Annotated in this window: 16 protein-coding genes; 5 read left to right on the top strand and 11 right to left on the bottom strand. The window is 58.8% G+C overall.

The annotated features are described in order from the left end of the window. Positions 1 to 44: 44 nt before the first annotated feature. The 3 genes from ACQY1K_RS19235 to ACQY1K_RS19225 form a co-directional block, all read right to left on the bottom strand. A complete protein-coding gene (locus ACQY1K_RS19235; protein ID WP_430260298.1) occupies positions 45 to 1,280 on the bottom strand; it encodes an ABC transporter substrate-binding protein in 1,236 nt (411 codons plus the stop codon). A 78-nt stretch (positions 1,281 to 1,358) separates the two neighbouring features. Then, complete coding sequence (locus ACQY1K_RS19230; RefSeq protein ID WP_197978140.1) at positions 1,359 to 2,225, bottom strand: sugar phosphate isomerase/epimerase family protein; 867 nt, start codon at positions 2,223 to 2,225, stop codon at positions 1,359 to 1,361. Between the two features lie 50 nt (positions 2,226 to 2,275). After that, positions 2,276 to 3,310 carry a Gfo/Idh/MocA family protein gene (locus tag ACQY1K_RS19225; RefSeq protein ID WP_430260601.1) on the bottom strand — a complete coding sequence of 345 codons (1,035 nt, stop codon included), beginning with the start codon at positions 3,308 to 3,310 and terminating at the stop codon, positions 2,276 to 2,278. A 133-nt stretch (positions 3,311 to 3,443) separates the two neighbouring features. On the opposite strand from ACQY1K_RS19225, the gene ACQY1K_RS19220 reads away from it, so the two are divergent. Beyond that, on the top strand, positions 3,444 to 4,460 hold the full coding sequence (locus ACQY1K_RS19220) for a LacI family DNA-binding transcriptional regulator (protein WP_062577848.1): 1,017 nt from the start codon (positions 3,444 to 3,446) through the stop codon (positions 4,458 to 4,460). A gap of 85 nt (positions 4,461 to 4,545) precedes the next feature. Here the strand turns inward: ACQY1K_RS19220 and ACQY1K_RS19215 are convergent, their stop codons facing one another. Both ACQY1K_RS19215 and ACQY1K_RS19210 read right to left on the bottom strand, forming a co-directional pair. Further along, positions 4,546 to 6,246, bottom strand: a complete 1,701-nt coding sequence (locus tag ACQY1K_RS19215; protein ID WP_430260296.1) for a heavy metal translocating P-type ATPase — start codon at positions 6,244 to 6,246, stop codon at positions 4,546 to 4,548. A gap of 452 nt (positions 6,247 to 6,698) precedes the next feature. After that, entirely contained in the window at positions 6,699 to 7,529 is an 831-nt protein-coding gene (locus ACQY1K_RS19210; protein WP_430253526.1) for a universal stress protein, read from the bottom strand. Positions 7,530 to 7,779: 250 nt separating this feature from the next. On the opposite strand from ACQY1K_RS19210, the gene ACQY1K_RS19205 reads away from it, so the two are divergent. Further along, complete coding sequence (locus tag ACQY1K_RS19205; protein ID WP_430260294.1) at positions 7,780 to 8,481, top strand: CBS domain-containing protein; 702 nt, start codon at positions 7,780 to 7,782, stop codon at positions 8,479 to 8,481. A 131-nt stretch (positions 8,482 to 8,612) separates the two neighbouring features. On the opposite strand, the gene ACQY1K_RS19200 is transcribed toward ACQY1K_RS19205, so the two are convergent. The 5 genes from ACQY1K_RS19200 to ACQY1K_RS19180 form a co-directional block, all read right to left on the bottom strand. Next, the gene (locus ACQY1K_RS19200) at positions 8,613 to 9,260 is read right to left on the bottom strand and encodes a CBS domain-containing protein (RefSeq protein ID WP_246454164.1); all 648 of its coding nucleotides are present in this window, start codon (positions 9,258 to 9,260) and stop codon (positions 8,613 to 8,615) included. Positions 9,261 to 9,416: 156 nt separating this feature from the next. Continuing rightward, complete coding sequence (locus ACQY1K_RS19195; RefSeq protein ID WP_430260292.1) at positions 9,417 to 9,767, bottom strand: TraR/DksA family transcriptional regulator; 351 nt, start codon at positions 9,765 to 9,767, stop codon at positions 9,417 to 9,419. A 143-nt stretch (positions 9,768 to 9,910) separates the two neighbouring features. Further along, on the bottom strand, positions 9,911 to 12,316 hold the full coding sequence (locus ACQY1K_RS19190) for a phosphoketolase family protein (protein ID WP_430260290.1): 2,406 nt from the start codon (positions 12,314 to 12,316) through the stop codon (positions 9,911 to 9,913). A gap of 73 nt (positions 12,317 to 12,389) precedes the next feature. After that, entirely contained in the window at positions 12,390 to 13,586 is a 1,197-nt protein-coding gene (locus ACQY1K_RS19185; RefSeq protein WP_430260288.1) for an acetate/propionate family kinase, read from the bottom strand. Positions 13,587 to 14,522: 936 nt separating this feature from the next. Further along, entirely contained in the window at positions 14,523 to 15,263 is a 741-nt protein-coding gene (locus tag ACQY1K_RS19180) for a response regulator (protein ID WP_209899513.1), read from the bottom strand. A 39-nt stretch (positions 15,264 to 15,302) separates the two neighbouring features. Here ACQY1K_RS19180 and ACQY1K_RS19175 point away from each other — a divergent pair, with 39 nt between their 5' ends. The 3 genes from ACQY1K_RS19175 to ACQY1K_RS19165 all read left to right on the top strand — a co-directional run bounded on the left by ACQY1K_RS19175 (position 15,303) and on the right by ACQY1K_RS19165 (position 19,006). Next, positions 15,303 to 16,127: a Crp/Fnr family transcriptional regulator gene (locus tag ACQY1K_RS19175; RefSeq protein ID WP_244473959.1), complete on the top strand. Its 825-nt coding sequence runs from the start codon at positions 15,303 to 15,305 to the stop codon at positions 16,125 to 16,127. Positions 16,128 to 16,148: 21 nt separating this feature from the next. Beyond that, positions 16,149 to 18,065 (top strand): PAS domain S-box protein, encoded by a 1,917-nt coding sequence (locus ACQY1K_RS19170; RefSeq protein WP_430260286.1) that lies wholly within the window; start codon positions 16,149 to 16,151, stop codon positions 18,063 to 18,065. 440 nt (positions 18,066 to 18,505) lie between these two features. Then, entirely contained in the window at positions 18,506 to 19,006 is a 501-nt protein-coding gene (locus ACQY1K_RS19165) for a cytochrome b (protein ID WP_430260599.1), read from the top strand. A 65-nt stretch (positions 19,007 to 19,071) separates the two neighbouring features. On the opposite strand, the gene ACQY1K_RS19160 is transcribed toward ACQY1K_RS19165, so the two are convergent. Continuing rightward, entirely contained in the window at positions 19,072 to 20,274 is a 1,203-nt protein-coding gene (locus tag ACQY1K_RS19160; RefSeq protein ID WP_430260284.1) for a M24 family metallopeptidase, read from the bottom strand. Between the last annotated feature and the right edge of the window lie 181 nt (positions 20,275 to 20,455).

The raw sequence follows: 20,455 nt of genomic DNA, 5'->3' as shown, positions 1-20,455 counted from the left end.
GGATGGCACGAGTGCCATCGGCTCCTGAGAAAGGCAGTCCTGCCTCAGCCTTCGATAAGCTTGATCTTCTCTGCAGCCTGATCGAGCGCGGCCTTAGGCTCCATCTGTCCGGTCAGCGCCGCCTGGACGGCATCCTGAATTGCCTTGGAAATCTTCGGCCATTCTGGCGAAGGGCCGCGTGGCTTGGCATATTTCAACTGCTCCACGAAGGTCTTGAGGGCCGCATCCTTGAGCGCATTTCCGGTCGGTGGGATCGGCAGGTCGGAACGGGCAGGGATCTGGCCGAAATCCTTGTACATGGTGACGTCTTTGGAGGCGAAGAACTCAAGCGCCTTGAACGCCTCTTCCGGATGTTTGGTGTTGGAGAAAATCGCCCAGTTGTAGTCGCCCATAGCGGAAGAGCGCTCGGCACCTTCCTGCGGCACCGGCAAGAGCGCGGTTCCCCAGTCAAACTTGGCATCGGTCACCATGCGGTCGATTTCCCAAGGTCCGGATATCGCCATCGCTGCATTGCCCGCATTGAAGGTTGCCGTGGAATCCCACTGGCTGCGCGTCAATGTGTCGGGAGATGTCATTTTGCCGTCGAGCAATTGCTTCCAGATCGTCAGCGCCCGGACAGCCCCATCACTGTTGATGGACTTGTAGGTGGCGCCGCCCATCTGTGCCCAGGGCAGGAACTGGAACGTGCCTTCCTCATTGGCTTTGGCCGAGAAGGTGATGCCGTAAACATTCTTGGATGGGTCGGTCAGCTTCTTGGCGGTCTCGAGCAACTCGTCCCAGGTCTGCGGCGGCTTTTCCGGATCGAGGCCCGCGGCTTTGAACAGATCCTTGTTGTAGTAAAGCGCGATCGTATTCGTCGCTTTCGGCACGCCGTAATATTTTCCGTCCCAGGTGGCGGAGGCGAGCGGGCCGGGGAAGTAGTTTTCCTGCTTGATCGTGCTTGAACCGGCAATCATGTCGGTAAGGTCCAGAAATGCCTTGCGGGACGCAAACATGGCATGATTTGGGTTGTCGATTGCGATAATGTCAGGTGCTTTACCGGTCGAATAGGCTCGCATCGCCTCGCTGACCACATCGTCGAACTGAATCTGGCGATATTCGATCTGGATGCCGTTCTTCTGGGCGTTGAATTCCTTGATGAGATTGGGGGCGGGCTGAATGTCGCGGTCGAGCGACCATAGCGTCAGCTTGACGTCTTCTGCCTGAGCGCTGAGCGCAAAGAGCGATGCAGTTGCTGCAAACGCCGTAGCGATGGCGATCGTATATGTTCGGATACCCATTTTGTCCTCCTTTGTGGTTCTCCGGAATGCACTTTCGCGCGGCGCGGCCTCCTCCTTGCCGCGCCAACATTGAACGATCTAAACCGGGTCGACGACGAAATCGCCGCCGCGCGCCTGTTTCAGGTGATTGAGACCGTGAACCTGTCCGGTCATCTCCAGCCCATCCCGATAGACCGGGTCGTGCCAGCCTTCGATGTCGATGGAGCCGGACCAGCCCGCCAGTCGCAGCTCGGAGATGATGTCCGTCCAGTTGCTGTCGCCGAAACCGGGTGTGCGCATCAAAACGAACGGATGTTTGCCGAAAATGCCATGTTCGCGAATGACGTCCCACCGAATGGTCGCATCCTTGCCGTGGACGTGAAAGATCTTCGAAGCCCATTTGCGGATCTGCGGCAGTGGGTCGATGAGGTAGACCATCTGATGGCAGGGTTCCCACTCAAGCCCGATATTGTCATCGGGGGTCTCGTTGAACATCAGCTCCCAGGCATCCGGATTGTGAGCGATATTCCAGTCGCCCGTCGCCCAGTTGCCGTCCATGGCGCAGTTCTCAAAAGCGATTTTCACACCCTTGTCCGCCGCCCGCTTGGCCAGCTCACTCCAAATCTGCTTGTAACGTGGAAGGCTGTCGGGCAGGGGCTTGTTGCGGATGCGGCCAGTAAAGCCGGCAACGCACGTCGCTCCAAAATGGTGGGCGTTGTCGATGCAATCCTTCCAACCCTGCAACGTCTGAAGGTCCATGTCGGTCTCTTCGAGCGGGTTACCGAACATGCCAAGTGTCGACATCGTAATGTCGCGATCTCCAATCGCCTCGCGGCAGCGCTTGCCGAGCTCGGCAATGTCCTGACCATTGGTCGTCTGCCAGAAAAAGGGCTCGAAACTTTCAAACCCCATGTCGGCGATCTGCGAAATGCGTTCTGCAGCCTGCCCCTTCGAGGCGCTGACCATGGTGCCGATGCGAATGGATTTTTCCTGCTGGTTGATCAATGTCACGGTCCCTATGCTGAAATGTCGACGGATTGGCCCGACTTGGCGCTTTCGATGGCGCCAAGCACCATGGCCAGACTTTTGATATTGTCGTGGTTGACTGTTTCGGGTTCGCGCCCGGTGCTGATGGCATCGAGGAAATCGGCGATCACGCTGGCGTGGCCGTGGGTTTCCTCGTTTCTGGCAGGGGCAGGGACGTCGATTGACGTAAAGCCCGGGAGGAGGCCGGGATCGTTCCCGGCAACGGCAGCCCTAAACGTATCTTCGCCATCCCAGGTCAGCATGCCTTTCGAGCCGACAATGCGCCACGCGCTTTCCCAGCTGGTGCGCTCGCCTTCGGCACACCAGGAACCTCGATAGGTAAAGACCACATCGTCCGAGAAACGGAAAATCGCATTGGCCGCAGCGCCATGGGCGTACCATGAGCCGGTCGGATTGGTTTCAACGCAATAGACCGAGAGGGGCGCCTTGCCGGACACGAAACGCGCTGCATCAAACGTATGGATCGCCATGTCGAGGAGCAGGACATTCTCCATCTCTTCTCGAAAGCCACCGAAATGTGGGCCGAGGAAGAAATCGGAATGAATGCCCGTGACCTCGCCGATCGCGCCGCTTTCGACCAGACGACGCATGCGGCGGACGCCTGCAATGAAACGTCGGTTCTGAACGACGGCATGAATACGACCCGCTGCGTTGGCGGCACGGCGCAGATCCTGCGCTTCCTCCATGGAGGTTGCCATCGGCTTTTCGCTTAAGACGTGGCAGCCATGGGCGAGGCCGGCGCTGACCACCGAATGGCGAGCGTTGGGGATGACGACATCCAACAGGATGTCTGGCCTGGTCTCCGCGAGAACAACTTCCAGATCCGTCCCGATAACCGCTTGTTGAAGGTTGAATTCGGTTGCAAGCGCCTCAGCTGTCGCTCGGTCGAGATCAACGAGGCCAACGATTTCTATGGCATCTTTGATGTGGGGCGTGTCCCGCACCGCCCGGAGCCAGCCTTTGGCCATAGCTCCGCATCCACACAAAACAGCATTGTATGTCACTGGTATCCTCCTCCTTACGGAAACCGAAACTCCTCTTCCGATTTTCCGTAAACGTTTACGGTAGTATGGACAGGAGCCAGAATTTGTCAATATTGTTTTGGGCGACGCATTCGGGTCCGCGGAAAGGCAGTTCATGAAGGGCATTCGCCAGCTGGCAAATTATCTAGATATATCAATAGGAACTGTGTCCCGCGCCTTGAACGGGAAGGCGGACGTGAATGAGGAGACGCGGCGCCGGGTTCTCGAAGCGGCCACCAGACTGGGCTATGTCGCCAACCAGTCGGGGCGTTCTCTGCGCAAGGGTTCGACAGGCGTCATCGGCTTTATGATGCAGACGGGACCCGAAATTACAGGCCAGGGCGACACGTTCTTTATGAGTGTCTTTGACGGCGTGCAAACCGTCCTTGCCCGTCACAAGCTTGATCTCGTCGCGCTGCTGTGTTCATCCGACCAAGACCCGGACGCCTATCTTCAGCGCGTCGTCGCGCGTGGCTTCGCGGATGCTGTCATTCTCTCTGCCACCCGTCTCCACGATGCGCGTTTCGAACTGCTCGCTCGCCACAATATTCCCTTCATCACCTTGGGGCGAAGCCAGACCGATGTCGGCCAGCCTTGGATCGATCTGGATTTCGAGGGCATGGCGGAGGTCGCCATCGAGCGGCTTGTGAAAAGCGGTCACCGGCACATCGGCCTGATCTGGCCGAATGGTGATCTGAACCTCGGCCATCTGTTCGTTCACCGATCTCAGGAGGTTCTTGCCCGGCACAATCTGTCGCTTTCGCCGGAGCACATTTTTCGTGCCACGCCGAGCGAAACGGGTGGCTATGGCGTGGCTCGTCAGATCATGGACTGCGAAACCCGTCCGACGGCTGTTGTCCTTGTCAACGAGACGTTGGTGACCGGGCTCTACCGTGGGCTGGAAGAGGTCGGGCTGATGCCCGGCAAGGACATCGCCATCATCGGGCGGCAGAGCCCGCAGGCCCAGTTTCTCAAACCAAGCCTGACCTGCTTCAGTCTTTCTCTTCGCGATCTCGGCATAAGCCTTGCCGAGGGTCTGTTATCTGTCATGCCGGAATACAAGCTGCACTACCCTGATGCCGTCAAACGTTTGGTATGGCCCATGGACCTGATTGAAGGTGAGAGCAGCTGAGAACTGCCGCCTCTGTAGATCGGGTCGTCGATCCAAGCCAAACCAAGCAGTGGCGGTAGAATAGACAGGCGCGACGCCAATCGCGTTATGACAGACGCGAGGCGGAAGGTCGGATTCTTAGGGCACGCAGGGCGTTGAGGATGACGGCGATATCGATGATTTCCTGAAACAGTGCTCCTTGCACCGGCGTCAAATACCCCGCTGCGGCGAGGATCATCGCGCCTACCGATAGACCGATGCCCGCAAAAACACTCTGTAGCGCGATCCGTCGACAGGCGTGCGCAATCGCGATGCCCTCCACAATCCTGTCGAGCCTCTCGACCAACAGAACCGCATCGGCCGACTCGATGGCGGCAGCTGAGCCATGCGCACCCATGGCAAGTCCGATATTCGCTGCAGCAAGGGCAGGCGCGTCATTCACGCCATCGCCGATCATCATCACCGGCGCGCGTGTCTTTTCATCCTTGACGATGTCGATCTTTTGGCCTGGCGAGAGGTCGGCTCTGACCTCATCGAAAGGCAGGCCGGCGGTGATTTGGCGTGCGACGATCGCGCGGTCGCCCGTGGCCAGAATGATCCGCGTTACCCCAATTGCCTTGAAACCGTTCAACGCCGAAGCAGCTCCCGCCCTCAGTTGATCCGAAAACAACAATATGCCGGCAAATTTCCCGTCGATCGCGACCGCTGCGGCGATGGTTCCCGGTGTGTGTGCGCCGTTGATTTCAACGCCGTAGGCCGAGGCGATGAAGTTGATGCCACCGATGGCAACCTTTCTGTCGCCAACCGTCCCGGCAATTCCTTCGCCGGGTTCCTCGCTCACCTGTTCCGGCGAAACAAGGCTCAAGTTCCGGGCATGCGCTGCATCAACCAGCGCCTTGGCTGCCACGTGGCTCGATGCTTGATCGAGCGAAGCGACGAGCCGCAGAAACTCGTCCTCCGGCCAAGGTGTAGAAATTTCTCGCAGGGTCGGTCGGCCATCGGTCAGCGTCCCTGTCTTGTCGAGCACCAGCGTCCGGATCATGCTAAGCTCTTCAAGGATTTTTGCCCCCTTGATCAGAAGACCGGAGCTTGCCGCCCTTGAGACACCAGCAGCCCAAGCGATCGGTACGGCGAGGATGAGTGGGCAGGGTGTTGCGACCACGAGGACAGCGACGGACCTGACGGGATCCCCGGAAATCCACCAAGCCAGCAAAGCGATTGCGATTGTGACGGTCAGGAAGACCAACGCATACCGGTCTGCCATGCGGGACATCGGCGCCTTGCTCTGCTGGGCCGCCTCAACAAGCTTCAAGATGCCCGCATAGGTACTGTCGGAGGCTGCTTTTGTGGCGGTCATATTAAAGAGGTCACCGACATTGGCGGCCCCGCTCATGACGACATCGCCCGGGCGTTTCTTGGCAGGCAGCGGTTCGCCTGTCAGTGCGGACTCGTCAAGAACAGCCTCGCCGTCATTCACGGTTCCGTCGACCGGCACCAGATCGCCACGCCGAACAACAAGGCAGTCGCCAACCGCTATGGAATCGACCGACACTTCCTCCATCTGGCTTTCACGGCGCCTCGTTGCCACATGAGGTGCACGCGAAAGAAGCGCGGTCATCTCGCGGCGGGCTCTGCCCTCGGCGACATTCTCGAGATATTGACCGCCGGAATACATCAAGGCCACGATCGTCGCCGCAAGGTATTCGCCAAAAAGTAGGGCTCCGCCCATTGAGAGAAGCGCGATGACATCCAGACCGATTTCACCGGCGCCAATCCGCGCGATGATCTGGGCAACGAGGGCGACCATGACGAGGCCGGTCGCAAGCGCCAGCGATGTGGCATAGAGATCCGAAATCCGCCGTGCCAGGCGATCAATCCTATTGTCAGCCCGAAGATCGGGGCCGCGACGAGAAGGGGCCGTAACGGCCGGAGCCAGTGTTCCAGGGGCATAGTCATCCTCGTCTTCAAGCGCCTGTTGTTGAGGCAGGGGACCGTCACCGGGATCCGCTACCAGGGACCGACCGCATGATCAGGATTGCAATCTTAAGAGTGCGGTATTCCTAACCCCGGTTGCCGCCGAGACGATTTGTATAGGATCGACCAGGTCAGCGACGCGGGAACGTGCTAGGCGGACCAAGCCCTGAACCACGAGAACCATCGGGCGCGCGACGGCCATGAGGCCGTCAACGCGCCGGACGGAACGAGAGGCCCGACCGCAGCCGATGCCCCTAAGGTTCGAAGACTGTGCGTGACAGCCGCTCATCGGGCCATGAATATCGGAAAATCCGAAGATTCCAGCAAGGTAGCCGTCACACCGCCGAAGATACGTTCATGCAGCCGCGAATGGCCGTAGGCTCCCATGACGATCATGTCGCAGCCGGTTTCCAATGCATGCTGCGTGAGAATGTCCTCGGTTGCTCGGCCGCCGCTCGCCAGCTGTTCGACGACAACCTTGATGCCATGTCGCGAGAGAAATGCGGCAACGTCTGCGCCAGGCTCGCCCCCGTTTTTGAAGTAGGCACCATCCGGATCGACGAGAACGACATGCACGGCATCGGCTCGTTTCAGAATATCCAGTGCATCCTTGGCGGCTGTTGCGGATTCCGCTCTGGAATTCCAGGCGAGAAGAACATTTTTGGGCGGAAAAGTGATGTTGCCCTTGGAAGGGATCAGCAGGATCGGCGTGCGGGCGTCAAAGGCTGCAGCTGAGACCACCAGACGTCGCAACCCTCTTTCGCGCCGGACGCTGTTGCCGAGAATGACGAGGTCGGCATACATGGCGCGCACGCCGATATTGCTCTGAAGAATGAAGTTGTCGTCGTAAAAGTGATCGATATCAAAGGAAATGGCGCTCTGGCTGCACAGCGCCTCGGCGGCCGTCTTGACGTTGACCAGCGCCTTTATCTCTTCCTGCCGTTGCTCAAGCCAGGCGGTCGCCACGGGATAGTCGGACGTGATCGGCTGCAACGCCGTGCCGATGACCATGATCGAAAGATGCGCGTCTGACTCAATTGTCAGCTCGATGGCCTTGGCAATATCGGCGTTGGCGCCGTGTTCACCGACGACAGCAAGAATAGTTTTGAACGACATGGTTGGCTCCATCCATTTCAGAGGTCTTGGATGAAGCAAGCCTAGAAGCCTCGGACGAGATGGCGATGATCTTTGTCAATCGATGGGTACGAAAGCGCTTTCGGGAGACCGAACAGGACCATTATCTTCAGACCGGCCTCTTCGCACGCGCGTTGCCCGGACTGGGGCGCTCGAAGCGGTGATCGTTGATGAAGATCAAGGACGGCCCCAGCCGCGGGTTTAACCTCCCCATAACGAGGGAGAAAAGACCATGCAGACCGTGCGATCCATCATGACAGCAGATCCGATTTCTGTTCACCCAGACGCCAAGATCTGGGAGGCGGCCAACACCATGTTGGATTGCGGGTTCAGCGGTCTGCCGGTGATCGATAATGACGAGCAGGTACTGGGCGTGATCAGTGAAAGCGATTTCCTGCGACGCGGGGAGCTTCGGTCGCAGGCTTCGCCCGGGATGTGGCGTAGGCTGTTTTCGTCACGCGGTGCGTTGGCGAAGGATTACGCGAAAGCTTTCGGGAAAGAGGTGAGCGAAGTCATGTCCTCGCCGGCGATCACGGTCGAGCCATGGATAACCGTCGAAGATGCCGCGAACCTGATGGGCGATCGCGGCATCAAACGCCTGCCGGTTGTCGAAAATAACAAGCTTGTCGGCATCGTCACGCGAGCCGACATCATGCGCACCCTGATCCAACAGATGTCAGCGTCCGCCGTCGATCGGATCGATGCGGATATCAAAGCCGGACTTGAGGCTGAATATGACCGGCAACGGTGGGGTGACACCATCACGGTGGCCGTCGACGCGACTGTGGTCACACTGGAAGGCAGGGTACTGGATGCACGCGAAAAGACGGCTGCGCGGGTCGCGGCTGAGAACACTCTGGGTGTCACCAAGGTGATCGATCAGATTCTGGTTGTCGGACTACCGGAAATGCCAGTCTCACCTCCAGGATTTTAAGCCGAACAGTGCCTGCGCAGGACGGACCGTACGAAATCGCTCGCGCATGATCGTCTTCGTTTTGAGGGGCGGTCGCCGCCTGCGCCGCCTATGTGGACAACCGAAAGGCGTCAGACAGGGCGAACGTCGCGTCAGTGGTCCAGTGTCTCAACGCAGTTGGTTTCGAAAATCAGGCCGGCTACACCAGCAACGCTTTCTGCGACGACTTGCATGGCACGCCGTTGCGCAGGCGAGGGGACAGGGCCGAAGATCTCGACGATCGAATTCCTGACCTCAACTGTAAGTCGCTCTGGCTCGAGGCCGAGCTCCGAGCGCAGCCGCGTCAAAACTGCAAGCCGCAACGCGACATCTCCTTTTGCCACCGCATCGCGGTTTGCAGTCACGGCCCGTATGATATCGCTCCGACTGATGATCCCCACGAGCCTTTCCGACTGAAGAACGGGCAACCGTTTGATACCATGCGTCCTGACAAGCGCTGCAACATCCGCAAGCGATTGTTGTGGCGAGACGGAGATAACGTCCTTTGTCATCGAATCTGCCACGGTGGTGCCGTGCGCTCGCACGTAATTTTCGAAGAAACTATCGTCAGGATCTTTCGGTGGAGACTGCGGGCCGAGATTGAAAACGCTCCGACTCAAGAGATCGCCTTCCGTCAGCATCCCGACGACTTGACCATCGTCGCTGATCACCGGCAGACCGCTGACCTTGTGATCGAGCATCAGCTGAATCGCATGTTTGATACTCGTGTTCGCCGACACGCAGATCGGCCTCTGTGTCATGAAGTCCCTGACCAACATCAAACAATCCTCTCGCAGCTTTTATTCACTTTGACAGATGCGATGCTGGAGACCTTTGATCTTGCGCAACGCAAGGCGCCCGAGACGCAGCCACCGCCGGAATTCACGCCTTTGCCCGTAACGCCGCCATAGGGCGGTCTAGAGATGCTGAAGCGCGTGTGCGCAGCATTGGCAGAACGGCGTGTGCGGGACGACGTCGAGACGTTGGTCGCTGATGGCATTGCCGCATTTGGCACAGATACCGAAAGTGCCTTCCTTTACCCGGTGAAGGGCGGCCTCGATCGCCAGCAGCTCCGTTTGCCCCGCCTCGCCGAGCTCATCCAGAACCTCGTCGTTGTTGCGCTCGACCGCACGATCGTCGTCGTCGCGATTACGAGGTTGTTCAAAGTCATGCTCGATTTTTTCGAGGCGTGTTTGCAGATAATGCTGTCGTTGGAGGAGGATCGCCTTGAACTTCGTCTCGCGCTGCTCAAATGAGAATGTCGTCATCGTGTCCCCGAGTTTTAAGTTTGAGACCGGATATTCTTCCACTTGCAGGAAAGGGCATTGATCGTGGTCAAGGGGACTTGGTGCTTCCGCTCAAAGCAGCCCGAGCGTGATAGGTCGGGCTGCTTCGTTTGATGTCCGGCCTTTTATCCAACCGTCTTGGAGGTTTTCCATTTCCAGTCGCGAATTTCCGGCATGTCCTCGCCATGTTCGCGGACATAGCGTGTGTGTTCCGCCAGCTTGTCCTCAAGCATCGCGATCACGCTGCCTGCCTTGTCCTTCAAACCGGGTACGCGTTCGATCACCTCTATCGCGAGATGGAAGCGATCGAGTTCGTTCAGCACCGTCATGTCGAATGGAGTTGTCGTCGTACCTTCTTCGATGAAGCCTCGAACATGGATGTTCTGGTGGTTGGTGCGTTTGTAGGTCAGCCGGTGGATGAGGTAGGGGTAACCGTGATAGGCGAAGATCACCGGCCTGTCGGTGGTGAACAGACGATCGAACATCTCGTCTGAGAGACCATGGGGATGCTGGTCCTGCGATTGCAGGGCGAGCAGGTCGACGACATTGACGACGCGGATGCTGAGTTCCGGGATCGCGTCCCGCAGCAGGCAAACCGCCGCCAGCGTCTCGAGCGTCGGCACGTCACCGGCGCAGGCCATCACCACGTCGGGTTCGACCGCACCGTCCTCGTTGCCAGCCCAGTCCCAGATGCCGATGCCGGCCTCGCAATGCCGGATCGCTTCGTCCATAGTCAGCCATTGCGGTTCAGGCTGTTTGCCGGCAACGATCACGTTGACGCGGTCCCAGGTCTTCAGGCAGTGGTCGCCGATCCACAACAGAGTATTGGCGTCCGGCGGCAGGTAGATGCGCACGATATCCGCCTTCTTGTTGGCAACGAGATCGAGGAAGCCCGGGTCCTGGTGGGAAAAGCCGTTATGGTCCTGCCGCCAGACATGCGAGGTGAGCAGGTAGTTGAGCGAAGAGACGGGCTTGCGCCATGGCAGTTCACTCGACACTTTCAGCCACTTGGCGTGCTGGTTGAACATCGAATCGATGATGTGGATGAAGGCCTCGTAGCAGGAGAAGAGGCCATGCCTGCCGGTCAGCAGATAACCTTCCAGCCAGCCCTGGCAAAGATGCTCTGAAAGCACCTCCATCACACGGCCGTCACGGGAAAGATGCACGTCGTAGGGCTCGATCTTCTCCATCCAGACGCGGTCGGTGACCTCAAAGACATTGCCGAGCCGGTTCGATTCCGTTTCGTCCGGACCAAAGATGCGGAAGTTCGAATTCGCGTCGTTGCGCTTCATCACGTCGCGCAGATACTTCCCGAGGATCTCCGTCGTCTGCACCATGTCGGCGCCCCGCGTCTTTACGGGCACCGCGTAGTCGCGGATGTCGGGAACGATGAGTTCCTTGCGCAAAAGGCCGCCATTGGCGTGGGGGTTGGCACCCATGCGGCGTTCGCCGCCGGGCGATAGCGCCTGCAATTCCTCCTTCAGCCGGCCGTTCGCGTCGAACAGATCGTCCGGATTGTAGCTCCGCATCCAGTCCTCAAGGACCTTGCGATGCCCGTCGTCCTCGCGGCAGCCGGAGACCGGCACCTGGTGGGCGCGCCAGAAACCTTCGACCTTCTTGCCGTCGACTTCCTTTGGTCCCGTCCAGCCCTTGGGGCTGCGAAACACGATCATCGGCCAGCGTGGGAAGCGTTCCGACACCGTACCGTCGCGGGCTTTGGCCTGTATCGTGCGGATGCGATCGAAAACCGTCTCGAATGCCGCAGCCATCTGCCGGTGCATATCGGCAGGCTCATGGCCCTCCACGAAAAACGGTTCGTAGCCGTGTCCGCGGAAAAGGTGCTCGATGTCTTCGTCGGTCATGCGGCCGAGAAGCGTTGGGTTGGCGATCTTGTAGCCGTTCAGATGCAGGATCGGCAGCACCGCACCGTCGCGGGCGGGGTTCAGAAACTTGTTCGACTGCCAGCTTGCGGAAAGCGGTCCGGTCTCTGCCTCGCCATCGCCGACGACGCAGGCGACAATGAGGTTCGGATTGTCAAAGGCTGCGCCATAGGCATGCACCAGAGCGTAGCCGAGTTCGCCGCCTTCATGGATCGAGCCCGGGGTTTCCGGCGCTGCATGGCTTGGAATGCCGCCAGGGAAGGAAAACTGCCGGAACAGTTTCCGCATACCTTCGGCATCCTCGGAGATGTCCGGATAGATTTCGCTATAGGTGCCTTCGAGATAGGTGCTCGCCACCATGCCGGGACCGCCATGGCCGGGACCGCAGACATAGATCATGCTGAGATCCCGGTTGCGGATCATCCGGTTGAGATGCGCATAGATGAAGTTGAGGCCGGGCGTCGTGCCCCAGTGGCCGAGCAACCGTGACTTGATATGCTCCGGCTTCAAGGGCTCCTTCAACAGTGGGTTGTCGAGAAGATAAATCTGCCCGACGGAGAGATAGTTTGCCGCCCGCCAATAGCGGTCGATGAGCGTCAGCTCCTCAGTGCTGATCTCGGGCGTGACGGGCAGGTTGTTACGTAGCTGCATCTTCTTGCTCCTTCGAAAGGGCGAGTGATCGAAAATTACTGTCGTGACTGGGAGCGACGCCTCCGGGGTGCCGTCAGGTGGCGGGATGTTCCCTCGCGCGAAAAACGGACAGGCACTCCTCTGCGATCATCTGTTCTTCATCCGTAGCGATGACATGAAGGGCAACGCGGCTTGCCGCGGTGCTGATCGTGAGCGCGTTGTTTTGATTGGCCGAACCGTCCAGCTCTACGCCCAGCCACAAAAGCTGGTCTGTAATACGCCTGCGGATCTCCGGTTGGTTCTCGCCAATGCCGGCGGTGAAGACGAGGCCGTCGAGCCCGCCGAGCGTGGATGCAAGCCTCCCGACCTCGCCGGCGATCCGGAGCGTGAAGAGATCGATTGCCTCCCGCGCTTCTTTACTGTCGTTCTCCAGGAGCTCGCGCGTATCGCCGCTAAGGCCTGAAACACCCAGCAGGCCGGACTTGTTATAGAGCATGTCCTCCACGTCTTCGACCGACTTGCCGAGCGGCCCCAGAAAATGCAGCAGCACACCGGGATCAAGCCAGCCGGGTCGCGTTGCCATCGGGATTCCGTCCAGCGTCGAAAAGCCCATGCTGGAATCGCGGCTGAGACCGTTTTCGATGGCGCAGAGGCTGGCGCCGCTGCCCAGATGGGCGATGATGACCTTGCCGTCCGCAATACCGGGCGCCTTGGCGGCCAGTGCACCGGCGACGTAGTGATAGGACAGTCCATGGAAGCCGTACCGCTTGATGCCCTCGTCATGATAGGCGCGCGGAATTGCGAGACGCCGCACGAGATCGGACTGTGTCGCATGGAAAGTCGTATCGAAGGAACCGGTCTGGAACAGATCAGGGCGCAGGTGCCGGACGGCTTCGATCATCCGCAGCGCCTGGGGCTGATGGAGTGGCGCAAGTGCCGTCAACGACCGAACCTTCGCAGCAGTCGCGGTCGTCAGTTCCACGGGACCGTCGAAGACGTCGCCGCCATGGACGATGCGGTGACCGGCGGAGGTGACGGCGTCGAGATCGAAATGGGCACTCAGTTCCCCGAACACCTTGTCCATCAGGCCGGCAAGATCGTCGCCGGAAGCGCCTTCCAGCGACAGTTCGAACTGCGCCGGACCTTCCTTCAGATGCAGCGACACGGGGTCGCTTGCAAAATCGACCACGGCTTTGCCGATCCGCTCAGGCCTTTCACCGTCCACTCTGAAGATGCCGATTTTCACGGATGAAGATCCGGCATTGAAGGTGAGGAGAAGCTTGTCCGTCATAAAGGCGTCCTTGTTTCACGTCCTCTTGCAGCCCGCGGCTCGACACGGCGCTGTAATGGCAATCATTCAGTAGTCCTGCGACCGCATGGCTGGGCTTTGGGGCCGCGTGTTCAAAACGGTCGTTCTCGGTGGCTCGCCTCCGGTAACTCTTTCACCCGGAATGGTGCGGCTCTCATTGATAAAGCGCAATGCAACGGGGCGTTGATCGTCGAGCCATTGCGGGTCAGGCGTTTGTGGCGCAGCAGATGTTGGCAGCGGACCAGCTTAAGACCGTCGCCTGATTTCCGAGCAGGCATGCCTTCCCAGTTCATCGGGCGAATGGATAAGCACATCGTTGCGCTCTCCTTCGATCTTAACGCTACGCGCTGAAGAAGGCGCTTCAGCGTCCATATTGCGTCTTTCTTCATCCGCGCTGACCCTTCGACATCTGCAGTCGTTGCGTTGACCGCCGTCAATGCAGGCTCAGCCGGTCCACCAAAGATTATCGGTGCAACGGGGGGATGGAGATGGATGCGGACTATACGGTCAGTGCACTTCGAGCCTCGGACGTTGCTCGTGCTTACGCAATCGTTCGGCATCTCTTTCCGAACATTGATCTTGCCGAGTGGCAGGCAGCGACTTCCACAGAAGACCTCCGGAGAAATTGGCTTACTGTAATCGACCCGGCAGGGGTTGTCCGCGGGATTTCCCTGGTATTTATCAGCACGCAAAGTGGCTTGAGCAAACAGCTGGAAGTTCCTGTTCTCGCGTCCGTAAGTCTCCTCAATGAGCACAGCGTGGCAGGGCGCTTGTTAGAGTATGCGAAACGCCGCGCTGCAGAGGAAGGATGCAATCGCATCCACGTCTGGCCCGTCGCCAAAACCGACCACTGGCTTCTGGGCGACACCTCGACTTTCAAGGTACCGCGGGCCGGTTTAACGTATGACCTATCGCCCTCTAAGCAACCTTCGCCACGCTGACGCGTGCGGCGAACATGTAGCCGACGCCCCGGATGGAGCGAATGATTTGCGGCTGTTTGGGGTCGATCTCCACCTTGCGCCGGATCCGGACGATTTGAGCGTCGATTGCCCGATCATAGGCATCGAGATGGCGCCCTTTTGTTTCCTCTAGCAAGAAATCTCGCGACAGCACGCGTCCTGGATGGGCCACAAAGGCAGCAAGGAGGTCGTATTCGCCTGTTGTCAGATGGATACCTTCGCCATCCGCTGATGACAGCTCGCGTCGCGTAAGGTTCAGAGCCCAGCGGTCGAAATGGACGATCTTGTCGGTCTCTTGCTGCTCGGAAGGTTGCACGTTTCGCCGGCGCAGAATGGCTTTCAGCCTGGCGTGCAGCTCCCTGAGGTTAAACGGCTTCGCGAGATAGTCGTCGGCGCCCATCTCAAGCCCGATGATCCGGTCCACAACGTCATTTCGACCGGTCAGCATGATGATCGGGGTATCGGACGCCGCTCGCACCTCCCGAACAAGATCAAAACCATCGGCTCCTCCGGGCAAAGAGACGTCCAGCAGGATGAGATCGACCTGTGTGTGCGCAAGTTGCAGGCGCATCTCCTCACCGTCCTTGGCCTCGCTGGTTAAATAGCCCTCTTCGTTGAGATATCGCTTCAACATTTGAGTGATCCTCACATCATCATCGACGATGAGGATGTGAGCTGTCGCAGGATTTTGCCGCGCCATTATCCCCTCCTGTTACAATGTGTTACGCAATTCCATAGATTGTCACGGAAACAGCATCCGCCCGTCACGCCACGCGAGTCAACTGCGCGCATCGAGATTGGAGGCACGGTTATGCTCAGTACAACTCAGAATTATGAAAGTGGGACGACTGCTCTTCACGCAGTCCATCACCAAACCAGCCTTCACAGCCTGTTCTGCAAGCAGCCGTTTGAACATTTGACAGCGGGAAAAGCGCTTTTCTTTGAGAGCGACGATGCGGTCGATGTTTTCGAAATTCTCGAAGGTACGTTGAGGATTTTTCGGATCATCGCCGACGGACGGCGCGTGATTACCGGCTTCCTCTATCCAAACGATATCGTCGGCATCTCGCTTGGCGGGCGTTATCTCTACAGTGCCGAGGCGGTGACGTCTGTGACTCTGAGGCGATTGTCACGACGCCGGTTCGATGCAGCGGTGACCGAGAGTGATCACTTGCGCCCACAGCTCTTCGCTCTGGTCTCCGACGAGATGGCGGCAGCGCAGGATCAGATGGTGCTCCTGTCGTCCAAGAACGCGGAGGAACGCCTTTGTTCCTTTCTGCTGGCGACACTCCGGCGCCAAGCGGCTTCCTCAGGCAACCGGACCACGCTGGAGCTTCCCATGGGGAGGCAGGACATAGCCGATTACCTTGGACTGACAATCGAAACAGTCTCGCGCACCATGACAAAGCTCATCGGCAAGGGTGCCATCCAAATCGACGGTGTGGCGGCTCGAAACGCGATAACGATCTGCCGTCCGGTTCTGCTTGCGCAGATGGCCGGAGATGAAGATGATCGTTCCCGTGAGCCCCGGTTAACGATCGTCCGCGGGGGACGGTCCCACTGAGCGTGCGATCATGGGAAAGCTATGTCATATAGAGGCAGTCGAGATGAGCTCGAACGACAGCTTTCTGCTGTTACAGGCTTGCTGGATGCGGCAAACATCATTGTTCACGGAACGGATGGTATCATCCGCAGCTGGACTGCAGGATGCGAAAACCTCTACGGATGGTCACGCATCGAGGCCGTTGGCCAAGAGGTTCACGAGCTTCTCGGCACGCAGTGCCCTGGACCTGTCGAAGAGCAACGAAACCGGTTCTTGGCTGCGCAGTCTTGGAGCGGCGAAGTCATTCATCACCACAAGGATGGCCGTCCTCTCTTCATTGCGACCCACTGGGTTCTTCTGTCGCCGTTGGGCTCGGCCGAGCAGGTCGTGGTCCAGACAAACAACGATGTCACGGCAATGAAAGTGATGCAGGAAACCGTCGCCGAGCGCGAGGCCCACCAGCTTTCTATCCTGGATACCGTTCCTGACGGGATGGTCGTCATTGATGAAGCGGGCATCATCTCGTCGTTCAGCGCGGCTGCGGAACGGCTGTTCGGATACAAGGCAGCAGAAGTCTGCGGACTGAACGTCAAAGTTTTGATGCCCGACCCCGACCGCGCGGCGCACGATAGCTATATTTCCAATTACCTGACGACCGGCGAACGGCGCATCATCGGATATGGCCGGGTTGTGACCGGACGACGCAAGGACGGCTCGACCTTTCCGATGGAGCTTTCGGTGGGCGAAGCAGCAACCCGCAACAAGCGGATCTTTACGGGCTTCATCCGGGACCTGACGAGCCGACACAAGATAGAGGAAGAACTGCGCCAATCGCAGAAGATGGAGGCAATCGGCCAACTGACCGGCGGTTTGGCTCACGATTTCAACAATCTTCTGACCGTGGTCAGCGGCAATCTGGAAATGATCGACAACAAGCTTGAGGATCCAAAGCTTCGAGTGCTCCTGCGTGAGGCGCAAAGCGCGGCAGATGACGGTGCCAAACTGACAAGCCAGCTTCTCGCATTCGGACGGCGTCAAAGCCTCAATCCGAGAACGGTGGACATAGGGCAACTCGTCGGCGGCTTTTCGGACCTGTTGCGCAGAACCCTTGGAGAAGCCGTTGAGCTTCGCACGGTTATATCAGGCGCGGCCATCGAGGCTTCGGTCGACGGATCGCAGCTTCAGAATGCCATCCTGAACTTGGCGATAAATGCGCGCGACGCTATGCCAAAAGGCGGAAGGCTGACGATCGATATCTCCAGCGTCAAACTCGATGCTGACTACGCGAAAACCTATCCGTCGGTAAGGACTGGTGACTTTGTCTTGATCTCAGTAACGGACACGGGTTCGGGAATGACGGCCGAGGTTCGCGAGAAGGCTTTTGACCCGTTCTTCACAACGAAGGGCCTTGGTGCCGGGACAGGTCTGGGTTTGAGTATGGTCTACGGTTTTGCCAAGCAATCCGGTGGAAACATCCAGCTCTACAGCGAGCCCGGGCAGGGAACGAGCGTCCGGCTCTTTCTGCCTTCCGCCCGGTCAAAAGCTGACGAAGAGATCACGCATTTCGACACGGCAGAAACCGCTCCGTTGCCCCGAGGCTGGGAAAAGCTTCTGGTCGTCGAAGACGATCCGAGGGTGCGTCGAGTGGTGGTCGCACGGCTTGCAGACCTCGGCTACCAAATCATCGAAGCAGCAACTGGAATTGAGGCGCTCGAACTCCTCCAAAAGCACGATGACATCTCGCTCCTCTTTACCGACATCGTCATGCCAGGCGGCATGACAGGCAACGAGCTTGCGGATCAAGTGAGGATGGCAAAGCCGACGATAAAGGTTCTGTTCACGTCCGGATACGCCGAGCCAACCATCGCCGGTAAAGAACTGGCTCAGTCAGGACGATGGTTGCGGAAACCACATACTGCTCGGGAGCTAGCGACCGTCTTACGCGAACTTTTGGATTGACTCCCCTGAACACGGCGTCCGTTTTTCTTCTGCTTTCGCATACGCTTTGAATGATCGGTCTTTCACCCCGTGTAACTCTATCCGTGACCGCAACGGCTCGCGCGGATGAACCTTTCCACGGCGACCGGTACGGTGTTCGGGCCGTCCGGAACGGGACGTCGTGGCGGCTGGGTCTCTCTACCTGGTGCAATCACGAAACGCTTCGAGACCGCGTCATGGCAGCGGAGGCAGGCGTTGGGAAATGACCCCGACCGCCTTCAGTTCAATGTCAGCTTCGGCCTCTAGTCGATCATCCTGACAACCGAAGGAATGAAACGGTGCGTGTGAAGCTGAAGTCCCCGCACCAGGCGATCTCGATGATCAAACCCAATGCCCCGTCGACGCTCACCATCCGATCGCCCCATGCGACGTCTGAGACAACCACGATGGAAGGATCACCAATGACAACGTCTAGACCTCTATCATTTTCCGTATCTCAACGCGTCCTGCACTGGCTTACCGCTGCGCTCGTCACTTTCAACCTCGTCCTGCCCGATGGCATGAGCGACTGGAACCGGAGTATGGAGCGAGACGGGATGGCCTCTGCCGACCAAGTGGCAAGTGCCAATATTCACGCCTATGTGGGCGTTTCTATTCTGGCTCTCGTCGTTCTTCGCCTGATCCTCCGCTTCACCCGTGGCGTTCCGGCATCCCCGCCGCAGGAACCCCCGATTTTTCGGATGGCTGCCACAGCCGCGCATGCCGCGCTCTACATTCTGCTCGTCGCAATGCCGCTGACTGGCATGGCTGCATACTATCTTGGCTACGGCAGTGCAGGGGAACTGCATGCCGATGTCCTCAAAGTCGCCTTATGGGTGCTGATCTCCGGCCATGTGCTGGGCGCTCTTGTCCACCAGTTCTATTGGAAAACAAATATTCTGCGCAGGATGACGACTGGCTAGAAGGCTGCGCCGGCCGACACAGGTGACGCCGGCCCCGGCTCACGCCCTCGGATAGACTCGCCTAGTCAATCAAACGGCCGCTCGAGAGAGGACGACGGCTGCGTGAAGAAGGCGGGCCCCTCTTTGGTCATGTAGATGATGTCTTCCAGGCGGACGCCGCATTCCCCGTAGAGTGCCAACATCGGTTCGTCGGAAAACACCATGCCTGGAGCAAGAGGTGTCTTGTTGCCGCGAACGATGTAGGGGTCTTCGTGCATGTCCATGCCGAGCCCGTGTCCGGTCCGGTGCGGCAGGCCGGGAACCTGATAGTCGGGACCGTAGCCGGCATCGGTCAGCACCTTGCGGGCGGCAAAATCAACCTCTTCGCAGGCGATCCCGATCTTTGCCGCGTCAAAGGCGGCGCGATGGGCTTTCTGTTCGAGCGACCAGATCTCGCGCTGCCGTTCCGTCGGCTCTCCGAAGACATAAGTGCGGGTGATATCAGAGCAGTAGCGGTGGATATGCGCGCCGAGATCGATCAGCACCATGTCGCCCGCCTTCAGCGTCTGCGCATAGGGAACGCCGTGCGGATAGGCGGTCGCTTCGCCGAACTGCGCGGCGGCAAAGATGTGTTTCATGCCGAGCTTGGCATGCGCAGCGGCAATGAAATCGGTGACTTCCGTTGTCTTCACGCCCTCGTAGAGACCTTCCCAGACGGCCTTGTGAACACCAAGGCTCGCGGTCATCGCGGCCTGGATGATCGCGATCTCGTTCGCCGACTTGATCTGCCGACACTGGGCAATCAAGTCCTTGGCGCCGGTAACCGTCAGGCGGTCGCCGAGATGCGTGGTGATTGGGCTGGAAAATGCGAACGGCGTCGCCGGATCGAAGGCCAGAATGTTCCCGTCTGCGGCAAGGCTGCAGATCAGGTCAGCGACCAAACGGGCCGGATCCTCATGCTCCTCCCAGACCGCGATCTCGCCGGGGATCGTGATTAGCGTCTGGGTCTTCGGCTCCTCGAAGGCTGGGCTGATATAGATCGGAGCGCCGCGCGAAGGGATGATCGCACCATGCATGCGTTCGCTCGCCCCGAGCGTCATGGCGGTAAAATAGGTGAGGCTCGTCGATGTATCGAGATAGACCGCCTTGACGCCTCCGTCGCGCATCAGCCCCTGCAGCTTGGCTATGCGCGCGTTCAGTTCCTCCTTCGAGATCGGCGGAACCGCGGCAGCAATATTGTCAAAACCGGCAAGCGACTGTTCGAACGATATGTAGGCAGGGGCACTCATGCTGGGACTTTCCTGAAAGCGCTGTTCGGCGGGCGGGGCCTACGCGAGGGGTGAGATCTTTGAGCGTGCGCAGTTGGCGTAGCGGTAGCGTTGGGCGATGAATATGCTGCTGGCGACGGTCGTCAAGACTTTCGTTCGAATTGCCGGACGGGCTGACGACGAGGAGAGGATGCAGTAGTGC

It is taken from the genome of Neorhizobium sp. IRS_2294 (assembly GCF_050500145.1).
Classification (GTDB): domain Bacteria; phylum Pseudomonadota; class Alphaproteobacteria; order Rhizobiales; family Rhizobiaceae; genus Neorhizobium; species Neorhizobium soli.
Note: the sequence above shows the minus strand (reverse complement) of the source record. Positions and strands in the feature narration are given on the sequence as shown.

Bases quoted from the DNA above. Each gene is read 5' to 3' on its own strand.
- ACQY1K_RS19235 (WP_430260298.1), bottom strand. From the start codon at position 1,280: ATGGGTATCCGAACATATACGATCGCCATCGCTACGGCGTTTGCAGCA.
- ACQY1K_RS19230 (WP_197978140.1), bottom strand. From the start codon at position 2,225: ATGGTCAGCGCCTCGAAGGGGCAGGCTGCAGAACGCATTTCGCAGATC.
- ACQY1K_RS19220 (WP_062577848.1), top strand. From the start codon at position 3,444: ATGAAGGGCATTCGCCAGCTGGCAAATTATCTAGATATATCAATAGGA.
- ACQY1K_RS19215 (WP_430260296.1), bottom strand. From the start codon at position 6,246: ATGGTCGCCCTCGTTGCCCAGATCATCGCGCGGATTGGCGCCGGTGAA.
- ACQY1K_RS19210 (WP_430253526.1), bottom strand. From the start codon at position 7,529: ATGTCGTTCAAAACTATTCTTGCTGTCGTCGGTGAACACGGCGCCAAC.
- ACQY1K_RS19205 (WP_430260294.1), top strand. From the start codon at position 7,780: ATGCAGACCGTGCGATCCATCATGACAGCAGATCCGATTTCTGTTCAC.
- ACQY1K_RS19200 (WP_246454164.1), bottom strand. From the start codon at position 9,260: ATGACACAGAGGCCGATCTGCGTGTCGGCGAACACGAGTATCAAACAT.
- ACQY1K_RS19195 (WP_430260292.1), bottom strand. From the start codon at position 9,767: ATGACGACATTCTCATTTGAGCAGCGCGAGACGAAGTTCAAGGCGATC.
- ACQY1K_RS19190 (WP_430260290.1), bottom strand. From the start codon at position 12,316: ATGCAGCTACGTAACAACCTGCCCGTCACGCCCGAGATCAGCACTGAG.
- ACQY1K_RS19185 (WP_430260288.1), bottom strand. From the start codon at position 13,586: ATGACGGACAAGCTTCTCCTCACCTTCAATGCCGGATCTTCATCCGTG.
- ACQY1K_RS19180 (WP_209899513.1), bottom strand. From the start codon at position 15,263: ATGGCGCGGCAAAATCCTGCGACAGCTCACATCCTCATCGTCGATGAT.
- ACQY1K_RS19170 (WP_430260286.1), top strand. From the start codon at position 16,149: ATGTCATATAGAGGCAGTCGAGATGAGCTCGAACGACAGCTTTCTGCT.
- ACQY1K_RS19165 (WP_430260599.1), top strand. From the start codon at position 18,506: ATGACAACGTCTAGACCTCTATCATTTTCCGTATCTCAACGCGTCCTG.
- ACQY1K_RS19160 (WP_430260284.1), bottom strand. From the start codon at position 20,274: ATGAGTGCCCCTGCCTACATATCGTTCGAACAGTCGCTTGCCGGTTTT.